This is a genomic window from Halomonas sp. AOP25-F1-15, assembly GCF_052378675.1.
Lineage (GTDB): Bacteria > Pseudomonadota > Gammaproteobacteria > Pseudomonadales > Halomonadaceae > Vreelandella > Vreelandella casei.
In genome coordinates this window covers 113,545-134,803 of the sequence record NZ_JBQSXV010000008.1, presented here as the reverse complement: position 1 = coordinate 134,803, position 21,259 = coordinate 113,545, and the positions used below count along the sequence as shown (strand labels likewise).

22 protein-coding genes are annotated in these 21,259 nt (G+C 52.4%); 5 read left to right on the top strand and 17 right to left on the bottom strand.

From position 1 onward, the window contains the following. Positions 1-96: 96 nt before the first annotated feature. The 4 genes from dcd to cobA all read right to left on the bottom strand — a co-directional run bounded on the left by dcd (position 97) and on the right by cobA (position 3,728). Positions 97-663, bottom strand: a complete 567-nt coding sequence (gene dcd / locus ACT3TF_RS15190; protein ID WP_096279703.1) for a dCTP deaminase — start codon at positions 661-663, stop codon at positions 97-99. Positions 664-674: 11 nt separating this feature from the next. Then, positions 675-1,475, bottom strand: coding sequence for an iron-sulfur cluster carrier protein ApbC (gene apbC / locus ACT3TF_RS15185; protein WP_096279701.1), 801 nt, complete (start codon positions 1,473-1,475; stop codon positions 675-677). A 188-nt stretch (positions 1,476-1,663) separates the two neighbouring features. Further along, entirely contained in the window at positions 1,664-2,707 is a 1,044-nt protein-coding gene (locus ACT3TF_RS15180; protein ID WP_444672458.1) for a kinesin, read from the bottom strand. Between the two features lie 205 nt (positions 2,708-2,912). Further along, positions 2,913-3,728 (bottom strand): uroporphyrinogen-III C-methyltransferase, encoded by an 816-nt coding sequence (gene cobA, locus ACT3TF_RS15175; protein ID WP_444672457.1) that lies wholly within the window; start codon positions 3,726-3,728, stop codon positions 2,913-2,915. Positions 3,729-3,855: 127 nt separating this feature from the next. On the opposite strand from cobA, the gene ACT3TF_RS15170 reads away from it, so the two are divergent. The 4 genes from ACT3TF_RS15170 to ACT3TF_RS15155 all read left to right on the top strand — a co-directional run bounded on the left by ACT3TF_RS15170 (position 3,856) and on the right by ACT3TF_RS15155 (position 7,280). Continuing rightward, positions 3,856-3,978: a diguanylate cyclase domain-containing protein gene (locus ACT3TF_RS15170; protein ID WP_407647811.1), complete on the top strand. Its 123-nt coding sequence runs from the start codon at positions 3,856-3,858 to the stop codon at positions 3,976-3,978. A 73-nt stretch (positions 3,979-4,051) separates the two neighbouring features. Further along, a complete protein-coding gene (locus tag ACT3TF_RS15165; protein ID WP_096279697.1) occupies positions 4,052-4,390 on the top strand; it encodes a 4a-hydroxytetrahydrobiopterin dehydratase in 339 nt (112 codons plus the stop codon). Then, positions 4,391-5,581, top strand: coding sequence for an amino acid aminotransferase (locus ACT3TF_RS15160; protein ID WP_444625594.1), 1,191 nt, complete (start codon positions 4,391-4,393; stop codon positions 5,579-5,581). Positions 5,582-5,795: 214 nt separating this feature from the next. Then, a complete protein-coding gene (locus tag ACT3TF_RS15155; protein WP_096279693.1) occupies positions 5,796-7,280 on the top strand; it encodes a uracil permease in 1,485 nt (494 codons plus the stop codon). On the opposite strand, the gene ACT3TF_RS15150 is transcribed toward ACT3TF_RS15155, so the two are convergent. The 3 genes from ACT3TF_RS15150 to ACT3TF_RS15140 all read right to left on the bottom strand — a co-directional run bounded on the left by ACT3TF_RS15150 (position 7,277) and on the right by ACT3TF_RS15140 (position 10,073). Further along, positions 7,277-8,611 carry an MATE family efflux transporter gene (locus ACT3TF_RS15150; RefSeq protein WP_096282349.1) on the bottom strand — a complete coding sequence of 445 codons (1,335 nt, stop codon included), beginning with the start codon at positions 8,609-8,611 and terminating at the stop codon, positions 7,277-7,279. The genes ACT3TF_RS15155 and ACT3TF_RS15150 overlap by 4 nt on opposite strands. A 148-nt stretch (positions 8,612-8,759) precedes the next feature. After that, positions 8,760-9,344, bottom strand: coding sequence for a YceI family protein (locus ACT3TF_RS15145; protein WP_096282348.1), 585 nt, complete (start codon positions 9,342-9,344; stop codon positions 8,760-8,762). Positions 9,345-9,503: 159 nt separating this feature from the next. Beyond that, on the bottom strand, positions 9,504-10,073 hold the full coding sequence (locus ACT3TF_RS15140) for a cytochrome b (RefSeq protein ID WP_096279691.1): 570 nt from the start codon (positions 10,071-10,073) through the stop codon (positions 9,504-9,506). 378 nt (positions 10,074-10,451) lie between these two features. Between ACT3TF_RS15140 and ACT3TF_RS15135 the strand changes: the two genes are divergently transcribed. After that, on the top strand, positions 10,452-10,730 hold the full coding sequence (locus ACT3TF_RS15135) for a hypothetical protein (RefSeq protein WP_096279689.1): 279 nt from the start codon (positions 10,452-10,454) through the stop codon (positions 10,728-10,730). A gap of 138 nt (positions 10,731-10,868) precedes the next feature. Here the strand turns inward: ACT3TF_RS15135 and ACT3TF_RS15130 are convergent, their stop codons facing one another. The 10 genes from ACT3TF_RS15130 to truA form a co-directional block, all read right to left on the bottom strand. Continuing rightward, the gene (locus ACT3TF_RS15130) at positions 10,869-12,074 is read right to left on the bottom strand and encodes an O-succinylhomoserine sulfhydrylase (RefSeq protein WP_096279687.1); all 1,206 of its coding nucleotides are present in this window, start codon (positions 12,072-12,074) and stop codon (positions 10,869-10,871) included. Between the two features lie 28 nt (positions 12,075-12,102). Continuing rightward, the gene (gene purF / locus ACT3TF_RS15125; protein ID WP_096279685.1) at positions 12,103-13,623 is read right to left on the bottom strand and encodes an amidophosphoribosyltransferase; all 1,521 of its coding nucleotides are present in this window, start codon (positions 13,621-13,623) and stop codon (positions 12,103-12,105) included. A 143-nt stretch (positions 13,624-13,766) separates the two neighbouring features. After that, entirely contained in the window at positions 13,767-14,315 is a 549-nt protein-coding gene (locus tag ACT3TF_RS15120; protein ID WP_096279683.1) for a CvpA family protein, read from the bottom strand. Between the two features lie 2 nt (positions 14,316-14,317). After that, positions 14,318-14,992: an SPOR domain-containing protein gene (locus tag ACT3TF_RS15115; RefSeq protein WP_444672456.1), complete on the bottom strand. Its 675-nt coding sequence runs from the start codon at positions 14,990-14,992 to the stop codon at positions 14,318-14,320. After that, entirely contained in the window at positions 14,979-16,358 is a 1,380-nt protein-coding gene (folC, locus tag ACT3TF_RS15110; protein ID WP_444672455.1) for a bifunctional tetrahydrofolate synthase/dihydrofolate synthase, read from the bottom strand. Before folC ends, ACT3TF_RS15115 begins: the two co-directional genes overlap by 14 nt. Then, positions 16,351-17,349 (bottom strand): acetyl-CoA carboxylase, carboxyltransferase subunit beta, encoded by a 999-nt coding sequence (gene accD / locus ACT3TF_RS15105; protein ID WP_444672453.1) that lies wholly within the window; start codon positions 17,347-17,349, stop codon positions 16,351-16,353. The genes folC and accD overlap by 8 nt, the downstream gene beginning before the upstream one ends. 94 nt (positions 17,350-17,443) lie before the next feature. Further along, a complete protein-coding gene (gene trpA, locus ACT3TF_RS15100) occupies positions 17,444-18,247 on the bottom strand; it encodes a tryptophan synthase subunit alpha (RefSeq protein ID WP_096279675.1) in 804 nt (267 codons plus the stop codon). Positions 18,248-18,286: 39 nt separating this feature from the next. After that, entirely contained in the window at positions 18,287-19,540 is a 1,254-nt protein-coding gene (gene trpB, locus ACT3TF_RS15095; protein WP_407647806.1) for a tryptophan synthase subunit beta, read from the bottom strand. Between the two features lie 76 nt (positions 19,541-19,616). Further along, positions 19,617-20,255, bottom strand: a complete 639-nt coding sequence (locus ACT3TF_RS15090) for a phosphoribosylanthranilate isomerase (RefSeq protein ID WP_441684306.1) — start codon at positions 20,253-20,255, stop codon at positions 19,617-19,619. Next, entirely contained in the window at positions 20,252-21,187 is a 936-nt protein-coding gene (truA, locus tag ACT3TF_RS15085) for a tRNA pseudouridine(38-40) synthase TruA (RefSeq protein WP_444672452.1), read from the bottom strand. Before truA ends, ACT3TF_RS15090 begins: the two co-directional genes overlap by 4 nt. Positions 21,188-21,259: the final 72 nt, after the last annotated feature.

The following is a 21,259-nucleotide window of genomic DNA, read 5'->3' as shown; positions in this document are numbered from 1 at the left end:
GCGTTCAGCAAACGCGCCAGGACTGAGTTGAAAAAATTGAAACAAAAAACGCCTGACGGAGATTGATCTTCCGTCAGGCGTTTTTCATAGCGAGCCTTAAGTGCGCGGCAACGTAACCCCGCGCTGGCCCATGTACTTGCCACCACGATCTTTATACGAAGTAGCGCATACTTCATCGGACTCTAAGAATAGCATCTGCGCAACGCCTTCATGAGCATAGATTTTCGCAGGCAAATTCGTCGTATTAGAGAACTCAAGCGTTACATGGCCTTCCCACTCAGGCTCAAGCGGCGTGACGTTAACAATAATGCCACAGCGCGCGTAGGTAGATTTACCTAAGCAAATAGTGAGTACATTACGCGGAATGCGAAAGTATTCTACCGTACGCGCTAATGCGAATGAGTTTGGCGGAATAACACAAACGTCGCCTTTAATATCGACGAAGCTTTTCGCGTCAAAGGCTTTAGGATCGACAATCGCCGAGTGAATATTAGTAAACACTTTGAATTCATCAGCACAGCGAACGTCGTATCCGTAGCTTGATGTGCCATAGGAAATGACGCGCTGATCGTTCACATAGCGCACCTGTTCAGCCTCGAACGGCTCGATCATTGCATCGCTTTTGGCCATGCGACGAATCCAGTTATCAGATTTGATACTCATCTAGTACGTTATCACTCGCTAAAGGAAATGGTAGGGCCTTCGTTTTGGCTCATGTTTACCGCTTCGGCTACTTTTTTGGCAATCGCTGCAAAGGTTTGGCTCACCGTACCTTCTGGCTCAGATACGACGCTCGGCCTGCCTGAATCCGTTAACTCACGGATAGAAAGCGTTAATGGCAGCCGTCCAAGCACTTGGGTATCGTACTCTTGGGCAATGCTATCACCGCCTCCGGTACCAAAAATAGCTGCTTCATGGCCACAATTTTCACAGTGGTAAAGACTCATGTTCTCAACAACGCCCAACACCGGCACGTTAACTTTGCGGAACATTTCAATCCCTTTACGGGCATCTAATAGAGCAATATCTTGCGGCGTTGTGACGATCACGGCGCCTGCTACCGGCACTTTTTGCGCCAGCGTTAGCTGGATATCACCGGTGCCTGGGGGCATGTCAATCAGCAGAAAATCTAGGTTATCCCATTGGGTTTGCGTCAACATCTGCTGAAAGGCACCCACCACCATCGGTCCACGCCATACCATTGGCTCACGGGTGTTAACCATAAAAGCCATCGACATGGCTTGAATACCATGGGCCTCAAGCGGTAGGAATTTATTATTGGCCGCGGCCTGTGGGCGTACGCCCTCTTTAACACCGAGCATTTGTGCTTGGCTGGGTCCGTAAATATCAGCATCAAGAACGCCCACGCGATAATTCTGTGCGGCTAACGCCAGCGCCAAATTAACGGTGACGGTAGATTTACCCACGCCGCCTTTGCCTGATGCCACTGCAATAATATGCTTAACCCCATCCATCCAATGGCACTCCTTTCATTGTTAGGCGCTTAATTAAAATAGCCCCTTAGATTAATCGTTGAGTGAATGATACTCCTCAGCGCAACAATCATAAACCAACAAGCAAAAAGCGGACGCCGGTTGCCCGGCATCCGCTCTTATTTTCAGCATCAGCGCTTAGCGATAAAGGGTAAGCGCTTAGTCACGTTTCAGCCAGCATTCTGCTCTGATTCTTGACTGCCGCCGTCGCTATCGTTGGCGCTTTCATCGCTATTGTCAGGCGTATTCTCTTCATCAGAGCTGTCTTGCGAAGTTGCTGCGGCTTCGCTGACTGAGTTTTCTGCATCCGCTAAGCGGCTGTCTAGTGTGGAAAGCTCATCACGCCATTCACCTAGCTGGCTCTCTAAACGCTGCAGCTGACTTTCACGCTCCTCAAGATTACTCTCGACACTCGCCACTTCTTCGCGTCCAGCGTCTAGAGCCGTCATCAAATCGTCAAGCTCACCCTGAGCAGTGGAAACGTCCTCATTTAGGCTAGTTTGCTGCTCGGTCGTTTGGCTAATCTGCTCTTCCAGTGCAGACAGCTCTTCTTCCTTAGCACTTAAATCGTCTACCGCTTGGTGACGCTGCTCTTCAGCCTGCTGGCGTGCAGCTTCGGCCTCTTGACGGGCATCCTCAGCGCTCTGGCGAGCTTCCTCAACCTGCTGCAAATTACTTTCTGCTTCGTCACGGGTGTTGGCGATTTCGTCTCGCTCTTCGCGCAGTCCCGTCATATCGTTTTCAGCATTTTCTAACTGCTCATTCAATGCTGAAATCTCTTCTTGCAGCTTATCCCGCTCAGCTTCAAGCTCTTCTAAGCGCGTCTGAACCTCGCTGACGTCACCCTGAGCACTCTGGAGCGCAGCGTTAGCCTCATCCTGCTGTGCCTGCAAGGAATCCCGCTCTTCCTGCAACGTAGCGAGATTCGTTTCGGCTTCATCAATTTCGCTAACGCGCTGTTTCATCTGACTGTTTTCTTGCTCAGCACTTGCTAGTTGCTCTTCAAGGCTATCGACACGATCTTGACGTGTGCTCGCATTAGACTGCGCCATGATTGCCCAAATAACCGCGATTGACGCGATGCCTGCAATGGCTTTTACTCGATTGTCTTGAAAGAGCGCTTTCATATCCGCTTGTTTGACCGGCTCCGGCTCCGGCTTGTTGGCTGGCGGCAGATTGTCTGAATGGTTATCTGAATGATTGTCTTCTGACATTATGCGTTCCTCTATGATCTACGCTTAGATTGGCAAGCCAAGGTGTGTCCAAACTGAAGAAATGCTTTAGCAACAGTGATTCCCTAGCGGCGGACGATTACCCTTTCAGCATACACAGCTCACTGCATCTAGCCAGTCTGTTAGTAAACTCTTATAGCCATGCGACGGCCGGGCTACCGCTTAGCTTAAAAGCTAATGCTGCTGACTAAGGTGAATGTTTACCTTCATGAAAGCCTGACGCCTGTCCCTCCAGCACGTCAAACCATGCAAGGGTCGTGTGTAATGACACCACGCTGCCGACTATAAGCAGCGTAGGTGGTTTTATGTCGCCCGCCAAGAAAGCATCGGGCAGCGATGAAAGGGTTCCCACGTGCGTGCGCTGCTGACGCGTAGTGCCTTGCTCGATAAGCGCAAGCGGCGTTTCTGGTGACAGTCCGTGCTCTATCAGCGCCTGACTAATGACTCTAACGCTGCCTAACCCCATATAGAACACAAGCGTTTGCGCGGGTCGGGCAAGTGCATCCCAGTCAAGCTCGCATTCCCCCTGTTGCAAGTGTCCGGTAACAAACCGAACCGACTGCGCATGGTCCCGATGGGTAAGCGGAATACCCGCATAAGCGGCGCAGCCTGAGGCTGCCGTGACGCCAGGAATGACTTCCACGCTAACCTTGGCGGCCCGCAGCGCTTCTAGCTCCTCGCCTCCTCGGCCAAATATAAATGGGTCACCGCCTTTGAGGCGTACGACGCGCTTCCCTTGATGAGCCCACGCCACCAACGCTTGATTAATCTCATTTTGAGGCACGCTATGCAGCGAACGAGCCTTGCCAACATAGTAGCGCTGCGCTTCGCTAGGTATAAACGCCAGAATTTCATCACTAACTAAGCGGTCATAGAGCACCACTTCGGCCGCTTGCAGGCGTTTATAGGCCTTGAGCGTCAGTAATTCTGGGTCACCAGGGCCGGCTCCGACCAAACTCACCCAGCCATATGGCTGATCACCGTGCTGTCGTCCTGCTTCCAAGAAACCACCTCGAGGAATAAAAATTAGATTCTATATATTAAAAAGTAATTAATTTTATCATTAAATACCGATAACGCCTCGAATAAATTAGTGCGCATGACTTTGCTATGGGGCAGGCCATGTAACGCTGAGCATAGGGGTTGCCGAGTACCGCTGCGGCGAGCCTTTAACGAGCCTCATTGAGCGAGCCGATCAGGCGCTGTATAGCGCAAAAAGCGTAGGCCGCGACTGCGTTCGTCTTCTACGCTGATAGTGACACTAATAGTTCGATAAATAAGCCGTCTTATCGCTCATCATTTCCTCACAGCAGCAGGAGCTCCATCATGGAAAAGCTCGCCAGCCTAATCTGTGAACCATGCAGTAAGAATGTGCCACCGCTGAGTCCAAAAGAGGCATTCACACGGCTAAAAAGCCTTAGCCAGTGGCAGATTGTCGAGCACGATGGCATCATGAAGCTGTCGCGATGCTTTAAGTTTCGCGATTTTGCTAGCGCCCTGGCATTCACTCAGCGCGTTGGCGATATTGCAGAGCAGGCTGGCCATCATCCCGTTATTATCACGGAGTGGGCCAAAACCACCGTTACATGGTGGACCCACACTATTAAAGGCCTGCAACTAAATGACTTCATTCTTGCCGCCAGAACTGACGAGGTAGCCGATTAAATGTTTGAGCATATTGAGCGAGTCCCAGGAGACGCCATTCTCGGGCTGATCGAAGCTTTCAAAAAAGATACCAATCCACAAAAAGTGGATTTAGGTGTTGGTGTTTACCGCGACACTCAGGGCAATACACCGGTAATGCGTGCCGTGAAGGAAGCAGAAGCTCGCCTGCTCAAGAATGAAACGACGAAAACGTATATTGGCTCTCACGGTGCCCCAAGCTATGGCGAAGTAGTGCTGCCCATGGTATTTGGCGCTGACTCCTCCGTATTAAAAGCCAATCGTGCCAGCGCTACCCAGTCACCCGGTGGTACCGGCGCCCTGCGCCTAGCGGCTGACTTCATCGCATCGCAGCTGCCAGGCAAAGGCATTTGGGTCAGCGACCCCACGTGGCCAAACCACCACGGCATTTTCACCGCCGCGGGTATTGAGCTTCACAAGTATCCCTATGTGGATCCCGATAACCGTCTGGATTTTGACGGTATGCGCGCCGCGCTAAAAAGCATTCCACAGGGCGATGTCGTTGTGCTGCACGCCTGCTGCCATAACCCGACTGGCTTTGATCTTTCCCATGATCAGTGGCAGGAAGTATTAGAGATTGTTCACGAGCGTAAGCTACTACCGCTAATCGATTTTGCTTACCAAGGGTTTGGCGAAGGTTTAGAAGAAGACGCTTACGGCGTTCGCTTGCTGGCTGAAAATCTTGATGAAGTCATTATTACCAGTTCTTGCTCGAAAAACTTCGGCATTTACTGTGAGCGCACCGGCTGCTTGATCATGGTGGCTAAAGATAGCGAGCAGATGGGCAACATCCGCTCACAGGCGGCAATCGTTGCTCGGGAAAACTATTCCAACCCACCGGCTCACGGCGGCTCTATTGTCAGCGAAATTCTACATGACGCAGAGCTTACCGCGATGTGGCGTGAAGAGCTGACCGAAATGCGCGACCGCATCAATACCCTGCGCCGCGATTTTGTTGAAGCACTGAAGCCTTACGGGCTGGACCAGAAATATGCGTGCGTTGCTGAACAGCGCGGCATGTTCTCCTACACTGGCCTAACGCCGGAACAGGTCGATCGCCTACGCGATGAATTTGGCATTTACATGGTGCGTTCAGGCCGTGCCAACGTAGCGGGGTTTTCTAATGAGAACCTGCCCTACCTTGCCAAAGCTATTGCTGCCGTCAACGACTAGCATTACGTTTTGTAATGCGCTAAATGCTCAGGCAATGCCTGGGCATTTTTGTATCTTGGGATGCCATATCGACTTGTGTACAATTACGCGCTTGCCGCCAGAGCCTGGGGCGCCCGTGCGGCGCTCATTGCAACGCAACGCCTGACCGATTAGTCAATTCCTCGGCACACTCAGCGAAGCCTTGTAAACAATCATCACACTTTAGAGGCCTATCATGGCGGCTGCTAGCACCCACTATCCTTGGTATAAAAAAGAAGATACCGACGCGTTCTTCGCGCTGTTTCAAAACAATATTGCCAATTTCGTTATCATCGCCATTACGATGCTAGGCATGGGATTCCCCTCCTCCATTGTTTATGGACAGGTATTGCCTGGCGCCGCAGTCGCCGTGATGGTGGGAAATTTTTACTATGCCTGGAGTGCGACAAGGCTGGCGCATAAAGAAAACCGCGCTGATGTGACGGCGCTGTCTTACGGCATATCAACCCCCGTTATGTTCGTGTTTTTATTCGGTGTTTTACTGCCCGCTAAGCAGCTTACCGGCGATGCGGAAATGGCCTGGAAAGTCGCCGTGGCCGCCTGTTTTATCAGTGGTGGCATCGAAGCTGCCATTAGCATTATCGGCCGTTGGGTGCAGCATCACCTGCCTCGTGCCGCCATGCTTGGAGCCGTTGCGGGTGTCGCACTCACATTCATCGCCGGTGAAATGCTATTTAAGACGCTTGAAATGCCGATCATAGGCTTGCTGGTGTTAGCGATCATCATCGTCGGCCTAGTCGCGCGGGTCAGCATGCCTTTCAAGCTGCCCGCATCCCTGTTTGCAATTATCGTCGGCACGACCATGGCCTATTTAATTGGCGATGCGGACACAGAGCGCTTTAGCGATGCTTTCACTCACCTAGGGTTCTACCCATTATTGCCTAACTTGGCATGGTTTGAAGGGTTGGGGCTGTTGCTAACGAGCATGCTCGCCATACTAACGGTAGTGCTGCCCATCACGCTCTATAACGCTATTGAAACAATGAATAACGTAGAGGCAATGGAAGCGGCCGGCGACAAATATGATGTACGCGAGTGCCAGGCAGTGGACGGTGTAGGCACCATGATTGGAGCACTATTTGGCGGCGTGTTCCCGACCACGGTATACATTGCAACGGTGGGCGCCAAGTGGATGGGCGCAGGGCGAGGCTATAGCCTGCTCAATGGAGCCGTCTATGCGCTTGCAACTATGTTTGGATTAATTGCCGCGCTGGCAGCGATTATTCCCGTTTCGGTGGTCGCGCCTATTTTAGTCTTTGTGGGCATGTCGATGATTGCGACGGCGTTTCAGGCCAACGATACACGCTACTATCCTGCTGTTGCGTTAGCCATGCTGCCCTACTTCGCAAACTATGTGATGACACGCTTCAACCGTGGCGCTGGCGAAGTGGTTAGCGACATTTCCAGCGCCATTGTGGTCATGGGTCAAGGCGCTATGTTTATGGCAATCTTGCTGGGCGCCATGACGGTGTCAGTCATCGATCACCAGTTCAAACGCGCGGCAGTCTTTGCGGCTATTGCAGCAGGCTTTTCGTTTATCGGCTTAATGCATGCGCCTAAACTCACCTTTAACGCCGCACCCGAATTTGTAATGGGCTACTTAGCGATGGCGTTACTATTTTTATATTTTTCGTTTCAAGAGTCAGTTCGAAAACGCTAATTGACGAATCCCGCCTGCCGGTGTGGGCGGGATAAAATACGCGTTAGCACTCGCCAAGCCATTAAACCTGCCAGCAGATTTCCCACTGCCCCACCGGCCGCTAGCCCCCACCAGCCGAAGAGCTGAGACCCCACCCATAGGCAAGGTAGGTAGCAAACAAATAGTCGCGCACTGGACAAAAGCATCGCGCGCAACGGCCAACCCAGGGCATTACCGGCAGATACCACTAACATGCAGACGCCAAGAGCGGCATAGCTAGGCAGTAGGAAGCGGATCAACAGCGTCAGCTCACTTTGTACATCTGGATTGCCTGCTAACGCCATGGCCAGCCAAGGAGCGCCAAGCGCCAGCACCACGCCAAGGCCTAGCTGCCAAAACAGCGCCACTTTGATAGCTAATTTCATCAGTTGGTGTATTTGCCCCCAGTCGTTCGCTCCATAGCAGCGCCCTAGCCACGGTGGCAGTGACATTGTCATTGCCAAAATCACCATTAGCGAAAGCGTTTCCAAACGGCTCGCCAGCCCCCAGGCGGCTACTTCGCTTTCACCCAGGCCTGCAACCACAGAGATAGCCAACATGGCCGCTAAGGGTGGCATCAGTTGGCTGACCATGGCCGGAGCGGCGATCCCAGTAAACGGCCGCCATGACTGTTTTGTCTCTAGCCACAATCCTTCTGAGGATGCCCACTGGCGGCGGGCCAGTTTCAAACCTGTGATCGCCAGCCCTACCGAGAAAGCAATCGCGGTAGCCCAAGCAGCGCCTGGCAACCCCCAGCCCTGCCAATCACCTACACCAAAAATAAACAAAGGATCAAGAACCAGGTTGATAAGACTGCTGAGCACCATCATTTTACCCGGTAACCGAGTGTCTCCATGGGCGCGAAATACGCTATAGCTAAAATACAGCAGCGCACCTAACCATGTAGATAGCAGCTGAGGCCCCCAGTAGACACGGATATAGGATAGCGTCGTTTCATCCGCTCCCAGCAGTTGAAAAATAGGCACATGAAATAGCCACAAAATGATTGCCAATAAGCCAATTACTCCACCGCCGGCCATCAACACTAGGCTGCTTAGGCGCCTGGCACGCTCTTCTTCTCCAGAGCCCAGCGCCCGGGATATAAGCGCGGCAATAGCGATACCCATTCCTACCTGAATACCAATAATCAAAAATGACAGCGGAAAGGTAAACGACTGAGCTGCCAATGGCGCGGTTCCCAAACGAGCAATGAACGCGCTATCAACCAGTTGAAAACCCAATAGCGCCAGCACGCCAATGGCCATAGGCCACGTTTGGCGCCATAGGGTTGTGGCCAACTCTTTTTGATGCATAACGGCTACCAAGCAGTCTCTCCTTACTCTTACTACAGGGGTTAATATATACGAGGGTTAATACATACAGGCGTTAATACATCATTGACTTAACGTAAAACGCCACCGCCCTTTTAAGGGGCGATGGCGCAAGTACTACAGTACTTAATTACTGACGAATGCCTTCGAAAGTCACATAGAGCTCAACTTCATGCATCGCTTCAGGGAAATCGCTCATGTCGATGCCGTAATCGCTCAGCAACAACGTGGTGGTGCCTTCAAAGCCGGCGCGAGAATTGCCCCACGGGTCATCGCCTTCACCCAGTAGCGTCACCGGCATTTCGATTTCTTGAGTTTCACCATGCAGCGTTAGGTCACCCGTTAGCACGCCTTCGTCTTCACCCGTTGACTCAAACCCTGTCGAGGTGAAAGTAGCCGTCGGAAACTCGCTTGCGTTCAGAAAGTCGCCGCTCAAGATATGACGATCACGCTCAGCGTGATTGCTGTTCAAGCTATCAACCTGAACTTCGATTTCAGCAGAGGATGCATCAAGGTCTTCAGAATCGTAAGAAAACTGACCGTCAAATTTTTCAAAACTACCTAAAAGATAAGAAAAACCCAGGTGGCTAATTTTAAACTGCACAAACGCATGCTGACCTTCTGTATCAAGCTGGTAATCAGCAGCCTGCGCTTGGCTCAATGGCACCAGTGCGAGCGCGGCAATAGCAGATGCAAATGCGGTCTTTTTAAACATCATTGATAATTCCTCTCTTTATTGAAAAGTCACTACTTATTGGAAAGTCACTGCGTTGGCTCAAGGCCGTCGCGTGTTTACAAAAAACGTATATTATTTAGAGAACATAGCAACCGGCAGCGCTTTTTTCTGAGTGCCAGCAGCCCAAAATGTATCAAATCAGTTTACGCCGCGAGCGCTGCGCTGGGCGTGAACAGGATTCATCATACGCACCAGAGTCTTATTACGGTCAAACCAGTGGTGTTTTAGCGCGGCAAGCGTATGGCCCGCTGCTAAAAGCATCAGCGTTAGGGCGCTATACCAGTGCACGTCGCCTGCAAGGCTTGCCTGATTGGGAAAATTTTGCAGTAACGCAGGCACTTCAAACCAACCAAAGACGCTGACGCCGCGACCATTGGCGGTAGAAATTAAGTAGCCACTGACCATGACCAATAGCACAGCCGCATATAGCCCGATATGCCCTAAGTGGGCAGCAATCACTTCTAAGCGACGACCTTCTAGCCGGGGTGTGGGCTGGAATAAACGCCACACTAAGCGCCCTAAAGTGGCGAACAAGAGCAAAATACCAATTGAGCGGTGTATCCATGGGCCTTGATTATACCAAGAATCATAATAGCCCAACCCCGTCATCCACCAGCCTAGTGCAAATAAACCAATAATGGCCAAAGCACTTAGCCAGTGAAGCAAAATACTAACAATACCCCAGCCGCGCTGCGTGTTACGCCACATTGGTTATTCCTCACTTTATTGACAACTGTCTACTGTGACGACTGGTGCCTACTGAAGGCTAATCATTTATCAGCAGTTAGCATACCCATTAGCGCTAGTGGAATCTGCTGAAAAAACCAGCAAAAACCATTCGTAAAAATCATTGATTAGCTCGCTAGCAATAGCTATCAGCAACACAGTGGCCACATTGACCTGGGTGGACATAAAGCTTAATCGTAAGAACCATGACTCAATTCATTCTAAAATATAGAATGATAAATGCAATTTAAATCAATTTTTATATTTTATTAGCAGGCTTACAATGGTAACATGTTCGAAAACGAACATGGCGAAATCGCCACCATTACATATTAAAGCACGCCAATGAGGTTAACTATCATGAACAAATTTACCGCAGCCGCCGCCATCGCTCTAACGCTTTTCTCTGGTGCCGCACTGGCAGAAAGAGGCTCGGATGAATTCAATGAAGTCGCTCACGCTACTTCCCAGGTTCAGCACCAAACAATTACCGAGCGCAACATGACGCCAAGCGATTTAACTGCCGTGAATGGCGGTGGTGCAAAAAATGCGGTTAGCCACCCAAAATCAACGGCTCAATATCAAGGTAATGGCGGAAAAGACATCGCCCTTACTGAATTGACGTCTAGAAATTCGTAATAGAGATCGCTGTCGGTTCTTATCCAAGCCGATATCCAGTGGCGCTTCGTAAATCATGCCAGTGCCGCTGGAAAACAAACAACCCCACTTCTGGTGGGGTTGAGTCGTTTCAAAACACTTAGGTAGGTCATCGGTCTTTTAGACTGTTTTGGCCATTAGTGCATCTAAACCGCGAGCTAAATCGCGCTGAATGTCCGCTTGGCTCTCAAGCCCAACCGCAACGCGAATGAGTCCCGGCGTAATTCCCGCTGAGGCTTTTTGAGCATCAGAAAGACGCCCATGTGTGGTCGTAGCTGGATGCGTAATAGTGGTTTTAACATCCCCTAAATTACCCGTAATAGAAAGCATTCGAGTCGCATCAATAACCTGCCAAGCGCCCTCTTGACCACCCTGCACTTCAAAACCTAGCACTGCGCCAAAGCCTTTTTGCTGCTGCTTGGCCAACGCATGCTGTGGATGTTCTTCCAAACCGCTGTAATACACCTTAGTCACCGCCGGGTGGGCGTGTAACCAGCGTGCAAGTATCAAGGCGTTTTCACAATGTGCCTTCATACGCAGTGACAAGGTTTCTAAACCTTTGGTAAAAATCCACGCATTGAAAGGACTCAAGCATGGGCCGCACGTACGCACTACGCCAAACACTTCTTCAAGCAACGTATGGCTACCTACCACGGCGCCGCCAATTGCGCGGCCTTGACCATCCAAGTACTTGGTTGCTGAGTGAATGACTAAATCCGCGCCAAGCGCCAGCGGCTGCTGAAGTGCCGGAGTAAGAAAGCAGTTATCAATCGCTAACAGCGCATCATGCTGCTTAGCTAACGCGGCTAGGGCCGAGATATCGGCGATCTCAGAAAGCGGATTAGACGGCGTTTCAGCAAACAATAACCGCGTCTTTGGCGTAATTGCAGCTTCCCAGGCAGAGAGATTGGAAAGCTCTACATAGCGTGTCTTGATACCTAGTTTTCCTAGGTATTTATCGAACAGACTCACCGTGGAACCAAACAGCGACCGAGAAGCAACAATTTCATCACCGGCAGAGAGTAGCGCCAGCGCGGTAGATAGAATCGCTGACATACCGGAGCTTGTCGCCACACAGCGCTCGCCACCTTCAAGTGCCGCTAGACGCCGTTCAAACGTATGCACCGTGGGGTTGGTGAAGCGCGAATAAACGTTACCAGGCTCTTGTCCACCGAATTTACGCGCGGCTTCCGCAGCACTTTCGTAGACAAAGCTGGACGTTGGAAAAATAGGCTCAGAGTGCTCCTGCTCAAAGGTGCGCTGATGACCTGCCCGGATCGCCAGCGTCTCCAATGACCACTCGTCCTGGTGATTATCGTCATGCATAGGGCTTACCTCTTAATCGTCCAGGTCATTAATCGTCCAGGTCATCGTCCTGATTGTGCATGCCGACCAGAGCATGATCACCCGCGCTCTGGTCTTTCGCGGAATCGTTGCGACTGGCTTCCAACGCCGCCAAATAGGCGTCGTCAATATCACCGGTTACGTAGTTACCGTCAAACACCGAGCAGTCGAAGGCCTCCATTTCAGGATTCACTTCGCGACAGGCCGCTTTTAGATCGTCTAGATTTTGATAGAAAATGCGATCAGCGCCAATCAGCTCACCGACTTCCTCTTCGGTCCGCCCGTGGGCAATGAGCTCAGAAGCGGCAGGCATATCAATCCCGTAAACATTAGGAAAACGTACCGGCGGTGCCGCCGAGGCAAAATAGACCTTACGTGCTCCCGCGTCGCGGGCCATTTGAATAATTTGCTTACAGGTAGTGCCGCGTACGATCGAATCATCGACAAGCAGTACATTCTTGCCGTTAAACTCAACGTCAATGGCATTGAGCTTTTGGCGAACCGACTTTTTACGCTGAACCTGCCCCGGCATAATGAAAGTGCGCCCAATATAGCGGTTTTTCATAAACCCTTCGCGGTAGGTCACTCCTAGGTGCTGCGCCATTTCAAGCGCGGAGGTTCGCGACGTGTCAGGGATAGGAATCACCACGTCGATATCGTGATCCGGCCACTCATTTAAAATACGGTCACCCAGTTTACGCCCCATCTGCATGCGGGTTCCGTAGACATAGGCACCGTCAAGCAGCGAATCTGGGCGCGCTAAATAGACATGTTCAAAGATACACGAGCGAAGCTGCGGGCGATCGGCACATACCTGAGTATGAATATTGCCTTCGATATCGACAAAAATGGCCTCACCAGGCGATAGATCACGTTCAAGTTCAAAACCACCTACATCTAGCGCTACGGATTCAGAGGCGATCATGACCGCTTGGCCGTTCTCTTCTTCACGGGTGCCAAACACAACCGGACGAATCCCGAAGGGATCGCGGAAAGCCACCATCCCAAAGCCGTTAATAATTGCCACCGCCGCGTAGCCACCTTTGCAACGACGATGAACTCTACGCACGGCATCAAAGATGTCTTCCGCTTCCAGATGCAGGCCCTGCTTACCCAGCTCATGGGCAAACACGTTGAGCAGTACTTCGGAATCAGAACTGGTGTTAATGTGGCGAAGATCCGTGGAAAATAGCTCTTGCTTCAACTGCTCTGAGTTGGTCAAGTTACCGTTATGCGCTAGGGCGATACCGTAGGGTGAGTTAACATAAAACGGCTGAGACTCCGCTTCACTCGAGGAGCCAGCAGTTGGGTAACGTACGTGGCCAATGCCCAGGTTACCTTTTAAACGAGCCATATGGCGGGTATGAAATACATCACGTACCAAACCATTACTCTTGCGCAGCAAGAAGCGTCCTTCGTTCCACGTCATCATGCCGGCAGCGTCTTGGCCACGATGCTGAAGTACGGTCAGGGCATCGTAGATTCCCTGATTTACCGCCTGCTTGCCCAGAAGGCCCACTATACCGCACATTCACGTTACCTCGCTTAATGCCATGGCTTCACCTAAGTCACTTACCTAGGCAAGCCCGTACGTTCGAAGAATCGACTTCAGTAACAGGTCAATCACCTGTCGGAATAACTTAACTACTTTGCGCTCGCGACGAGCTTAGACCTTCAAACGCCTTCGCGGGGGCGTAGGTCGGGTAAAGAAATATCGCGTAACGACGCTGGCGCTTCAGGCAATTCGCGGTCCCACTGATCTAATTGGCTAACCGCCCAGTCGCGCAGCTGGATAAAGGTCGGGCGCAGCTCAGCCTGTTGCCAGGCCTGCAACTCTGCAAGCGGAGTTAGCGTGATCAGTACCGTCGCGACCAGCAGGATAACCGCCCCGCGAGCCACGCCAAAAGCGGCGCCCGCGACGCGGTTTAACAAGCCCATGCCAACCCACTCAACCGCAGCATGCACCAAGCGAATAACAATGCCGCAAAGCAAAATAACCGCGAAGATCACTAACGCAAAGGCCAGAACCAAGCGCGCGTCAAAGCTTTCAATAAATCCGCTCATTAGCTCGGCAACCGGCTCGGCCAGCACTCTTGCCACCATCAGGGCCACAACCCAAGCGGCCAAGCCTAGCGCTTCACGAACAAATCCTCTTACAAAACCGGCCAGCATCGAAAGCGCTAGCACGGCCAGGAAAACGGCATCAATCCATGTTAATGCCATCGTTAATCTCTTACTCGCACAAGCAGCCCTTGGACATTAGCGCGCTCTTTAATCGATGTCATGGCAGCATCACCATCTTCCGATGTCGCATAAGGCCCCACAAACACGGTCGTCATGTTGTTATCCCGCTCACGCTGATAGACGGTAAAACCTTCGCCGGAAAGCTGCTCACCCAAGCGCCGGGCATTTGCCGCTTCTCCAAAGCTGCCAACTTGCACCGCCCACTGCCCTTGAGGGCTAGCGGATGGGCTGGATGAGCTCTGTGAAGCGGTATTGCTAGTACTATTACTACCACTGCCGGAATTACTGCCGCTGTTATTAGTAGCCATTAAATCAGCGATAGGGTCGTTATCGGACGTAGCCGCATCAGAGCCGCTGGCCGCAGGCCGCTGGGCTTGATCGGTCTGTGGCGTGCGAGGACTGACATCAATGGGTATATAGCCGTCACTATTCGCACTGCTAGGCGTTGACGATAATGAAGGCTCGTTAACGGTTGAAGGTCGCTCAGGCGCAGGCACATCGCGACGCTCTACTTCAGTCGGCTTTTCAATCACAAAGCTCGGCTGCGGGCGTTCTTCCCTGGGCGCGGGGTCACTCATTAGCCATGGCACAAAAATCGCCAGCAGCGCGAGTAAAATCACAATTCCGCTGATACGTTCCGTTTTACCGTATTTCATTTTCGTCTCCATCAAGCGACACTGCGCCTGTTGGCAGTGGCCTAGCTAACAAAGCCGCTACAGTAAAGAACGACCCGGTGGCCAAGACACGATCATTGAGCGTTAACACCTTCGCCAACCAATCAGCGCCTGCTTGCGGCGTGTCAGCGCAAAAGTGTACCCGCCCTCCCTGTGCAATTATTCGTTGAGACAACGCTTGGGCTTGGCAGCCACGCTCTCCCGTTAGGGTCACACACACCCAGTCAGTTATACGGGCCGACAATGCCTGTATGACACCGTCGATATCTTTATCATTCAACATGCCAATAAGGCCCCACTGCCGGCCATTGCCCGGCGGAAACGGCAAGTAGTTGGCGATATATTCCGCAGCGTGAGGGTTATGCCCGACATCCAAGCACCACTGACCCACCCACTGCATGCGCCCTGCTAGAATGACGCTACTCAGCGCCTTTTGCACGCGACCTTGTTCAAGCGTGAGTCCAGTGAGTGCAAGTGCCTGCAGAGCCGTGGCGGCATTATCAATCGGCAGCCCGGAATCAGGCAATCGATCCAGCACGATGCCCGTCTCATCTGCTTGCTGGCCCTGCCAGCGCCACGTTTTAAGCCCACTGGCAAAGGCGTCATGCTGAAAATGTTGGCCTAATCGAAATACGGGAGCTCCCAGCGTGTGCGCGTATTCAGCAACGCTTTCGGGCAATGTTAAGCTACCAAGCACTGCAGGATGCCCGGCACGAAAGATACCGGCCTTTTCACGTCCAATCTGAGCTATGTCTGTACCTAGAAAATTAGCATGATCCTGGGCGATTGTGGTCACAACTGCCACATCCGCATCAATAATATTGATCGCATCAAGCCGGCCACCCAGCCCCACTTCCAGCACGGCGAGATCAAGCTCTGCACGGGCCAAACACCACAACCCACATAGCGTGCCCGCTTCAAAATACGTCAGGCTTATTTCAGGCTCTTGTAAGCGCGCACGTTCAACGTGCTCAAAACCCTCTATCAGCAGTTGATCATCGGCCTCCTGGCCGGCGATTTTGACGCGTTCGTTATAGCGCAGTAAGTGGGGCGAGGTATAAGTACCCACCCGCTGACCGTGAGCACGGGCTACGCTATCGATCATGGCCAGGGTTGACCCCTTGCCATTCGTGCCTGCGACGGTAATAACGCAGGAGGCAATGGGACGAGAAAGCAGCCCCATACGATTAGCTACCTGCGACACCCGCTTCAGGCCCATATCAATGCCGACCGGATGCAGCGTTTCCAGATGCTGAAGCCACTGGTCTAAAGACCACCGTTTTAAAGACAACTGCTCTAAAGACGGTCGCTCTGAAGCCAATGGCGACACAGCGTCAGAATCAGGCATTGCGCGAATGGTCGTCACTCTTAGCCGTATCGAGCTTAGTCAACGTTGCTTCTGCATCGTCCGCCAAAACAGCTTCCTCAACGATTGGCTCAGAAACATCCGCCTCATCGTCTATATCGAAAGTTACTGGCGCTGCATCGTGATGCGTTAGCTTACGCAAAACGCTGCCCACGCGTGCGCGCATCTCATGACGATGGACAATCATATCTACCGTACCGTGGTCGAGTAAAAACTCGCTGCGCTGGAAACCTTCCGGCAGCGTTTCGCGTACCGTCTGTTCGATAACGCGAGGCCCCGCAAAGCCAATCAGGGCATTGGGTTCAGCAATATTCAAATCACCCAGCATCGCGAGAGACGCCGAAACACCACCAAACACGGGGTCTGTCAGTACCGAGATATACGGCACGCCCGCCTGTTTAAGCCTTTCAAGCGCCGCCGATGTTTTTGCCATCTGCATCAGTGAAAAGAGCGCTTCCTGCATGCGCGCACCACCGGAGGCCGCAAAACATACCAGCGGAATATTCTCGTTAAGCGCTAACGTAGCAGCACGCACAAACTTCTCGCCGACTACCGCCCCCATCGAGCCACCCATAAAGGTAAACTCGAACGCGACGGCAATCACCGGCAGGCCGTCTAACTCACCGCGCATCGCCACCAGGGCATCTTTCTCACCGGTGTCTTTTTGCGCTGCGGTCAGGCGATCCTTGTACTTTTTAGAGTCGCGAAACTTCAGCCGATCATTTGGCTCAAGATCGGCGGCAACCTCTTCGCGCCCGTCTTTATCCAAGAACCAGTCCAAGCGCTTGCGTGCCGTTAAGCGCAAATGGTGATCGCACTTGGGACAAACGCTATTGTGTTTCTCTAACTCAGGGAGATAGAGAACTGCTTCGCACTTGGGACATTTACGCCAGAGGCCGTCGGGCACGCTAGCGCGACGGTCTTTACGCTGGATACGACCCATTGAGGGAACGATCTTGTCTAACCAGCTCATATCAAAAAGGCTTCCGTTTTACGTCAACGCTTGGCAAAACCAAGCTTGATGAGTGTCATTAATCTATTCAGTATAGGCGATAAAGCGTTTTTCTTTAGGCATCCATCGCCGTGCGCATTTCTGCTAATACACTTTTCAACTGGCCCGCGATAGTTTCCGGGGCATCCAGGCTTTCAGCAATACGGTTAACCAAGGCGCTACCAACAATCACACCATCAGCCACTTTAGCCACTTCGGATGCGGTCGCGCCATCACGAATACCAAAGCCAACGCATAGTGGCAAATCGGTCATCCCCCGCAGCGGCGCCAAATGCTCAGCTACATCGTCTGCGTTCAGGGTGGCCGCGCCTGTCACGCCTTTCAGCGAAACATAGTACAAGTAGCCATTACCATGGGCGCATATTGTAGCGGCACGCTCGTTAGAAGTGGTAGGCGCAACGAGAAAAATCGCGGCTAAATCACGAGCCTTTAGCAACGGCCCAATTTCATCCGCTTCTTCAGGCGGCATATCGACAATCAGAACGCCGTCTACGCCAACATCAGCGGCTTGATCGGCAAAACTCTCATAGCCAATGCGCTCGATAGGGTTTAAATAGCCCATCAGCACCACCGGCGTGGTGGTATCCGCTTGGCGAAACTCTTTGACCATCTGCATTAGATCAACCAGCCGCGTACCTTGCTTCAATGCACGTTCACAGGCTTTTTGAATCACAGGGCCGTCGGCCATAGGATCAGAAAATGGTACGCCAAGTTCAATAATATCGGCGCCCGCATCCACCAGTGCATGCATAAAGCCCACGGTATACTGCGGCGCTGGATCCCCGGCGGTAATGTAAGGGATTAGAGCCTTACGGCCTTGCTGTTTAAGTTCACTGAAACGCTGATCAATACGGTTCATGCTTACCCTTAAAAAAGCTGCGCTTAAAATGACTGATTCTTAAAACTCTATGCCATCAATCTTGGCCACCGTCATGATGTCTTTGTCGCCGCGACCGGAAAGATTAACGATAATATGCTGGTCAGGACGCATGGTCGGTGCCAAAACTTTTGCATGGGCCAGTGCATGTGCCGACTCAAGGGCGGGCATAATACCTTCCATATGCGTTAGCTCGCGAAATGCTTCCAGCACCTCTTTATCATTGGCCGCCACGTAGCTAACGCGCCCGACGTCCTTCCATAGCGCGTGTTCAGGGCCTACTCCGGGATAATCAAGGCCCGCCGAAATAGAGTGGGTGTCGGACACCTGGCCTGCTTCATCGGACATTAAATAAGTACGGTTGCCGTGCAGGACGCCCCGTGGCGCGTTCGTCGTGAGGGGCGCCGCATGGCGACCAGTTTCAACGCCATCCCCACCGGCTTCAACGCCATACATAGCTACAGCGTCGTCTTCCACAAACGGGTAGAAAAGCCCCATAGCGTTAGAACCACCGCCAACACAGGCAATCAAGGCATCAGGTAGGCGGCCAATTTGCTCAAGGGACTGGCGGCGCGCCTCGCGCCCTACTACCGAATTGAAATCACGCACCAGCAGTGGATACGGGTGCGGGCCTGCCACGGTGCCGATGATATAGAAGGTGTTATCGACGTTAGTTACCCAGTCGCGCAGCGCTTCGTTCATAGCATCTTTAAGCGTGCGGGTGCCGGACTCTACCGGAATCACGCGGGCACCCAGCAGGCGCATGCGGTAAACGTTCAACTTCTGGCGCTCTACGTCTTCAGCGCCCATATAAACATCGCACTCAAGCCCTAAGCGAGCAGCCACGGTAGCAGAAGCAACGCCATGCTGGCCGGCTCCCGTTTCGGCGATAATACGCGGCTTGCCAGTTTTCTTAGCCAGCAGCGCCTGGCCAATCGTATTATTGACCTTGTGAGCACCGGTGTGATTCAGGTCTTCCCGCTTCAACCAAATTTGCGCACCGCCCAGACTCTCCGACCAGCGCTTGGCATGATAAAGCGGTGAAGGACGGCCAACGTAATGAGCAAGGTCATAGTCAAATTCAGCTTGGAAGTCGGGGTCGTCACGTAAGCTTAAGTACGTTTTCTCCAACTCTTCCAACGCGAAGCTGAGGGTTTCAGACACAAACCGACCGCCGTAGGGGCCAAAATGACCACGGGCATCCGGCATTTGGGTTAGCTCGCTGAACTTCGTTTCAAGTACAGCTTTAGAAACACCAGTCGCAGAAACGGTCACAGAGATACCTCACAAGATCGCCAGAACAGGCAAACAATAAATGGATCAACGTAAAACGCAGCTCGATAAACATAGGCTAGCGTGTGTCGGCTAACGCCACGTGGCGAACAAAAGCAGCCATTTTGGCAGCATCCTTACAGCCGTAGGCGGCTTCAATACCCCCTGACACATCAACTGCATAGGGCATAACTTGACGCACAGCCTCGGCAATATTATCTGGCGTCAGCCCACCGGCGAGGATAACAGGTTTTGCAAGATTTGCGGGGATTCTCGACCAATCGAAGGTCTCTCCAGTACCGCCCGGCGCCCCTGGACGATAGGCATCTAAAAGCAGCGCCTGTGCCTGGTGGTAGCGTTCAGCCTGTTGCGCCAAGTCTATTTCATCACGCATACGTAATGCTTTTATCCACGCCACCCCATACTGCTGGCACGCTTCAGGCGTTTCGTCACCATGGAACTGAAGCAAATCAAGATGCGGCAAACACTGCTCAATCAACTCAGTAGACTGATCCACAAACAGCCCAACGCGGGTTACAAAAGCAGGAACGCGGGCAGACAGTTCGGCCAGTTGCTCAACACTCACACCGCGCTTACTTTTTGGCCACATGACGAAGCCTACTGCATCTACGCCGACCGCGACGGCGCTATCGATATCATCTGAACGGGTAAAACCGCAAAACTTGATGCGCGTGCGCGTTAATGGATCAGCACTCAAAACGACGTCTCCTGCTCAGAGCCAGCCGCACCGTTTAGCGAGCGGCTGCGGCGATAGGCAACACGTGGCGTATCCGGCAACTCCCGCTCGCCGGTCCACTCGCCGGTAAACGAAAGAAGATGCGGCCCCAACGGTTCTTTAGGCAAGTCAAACCGCTCATCATAAACGGAATCGACAAAATGCAGCCCGCAGGCTGGCGCGGTAACGTCGCCCTGACGGCGATTCTGCAGCGCTAACAGTTCGCCAATATAGGCCTCGCTCTTCGCACCACGCCCAACGCTAACTAGCGCGCCGGCAATGTTACGAATCATATGATGCAAAAATGCGTTGCCTTGAATATCGATCATCACAAGCTGGCCATAGCGTTTTACATCAACAAAATGCATATGCCGCCAGGGCGTTTTAGACTGGCAGCCAGCGGCACGAAAGCTGGAAAAATCATGTTCGCCCACCAGCGACTGGGCGGCACGATGCATGGCGTCTGCATCTAGCGCGTCACGGCACCAGGTCACATTCGCCCGCTCTAGCACCGGACGGCTGACTTGATTTAGCAACACGTAGCGGTAACGACGGCCAAGCGCGCATAGGCGCGAGTGAAAGTCATCCCCCACAGGCTTTACCCAGCGCACGGCAATATCTCGAGGCAGATGGGTATTGACACCAAATATCCAGGCTTTTTCTGAGCGCCCGACCGGCGGGTCAAAATGCACGACTTGACGCGTGGCATGCACCCCGGAGTCGGTGCGCCCGCTGGCGTGAATCTGGATCGGCTCATTGGCCACCTTGCTCAGCGCGCCTTCTAACGACGCCTGAACGGAAGCTGCATGCTTTAGGCGCTGAAAACCACAGTAATGGGTACCGTCGTATTCAATACCCATTGCCAAACGGCCAGTAAGCGGAATTTTCTCATCGAAGTGATAGGACAGCGTCATCAAGCCACGTCATTTTAAAGATTTTGAAGGTTCGCTATTATCCCGGCCTCGCGGCTTGAATGCCACCTCTTC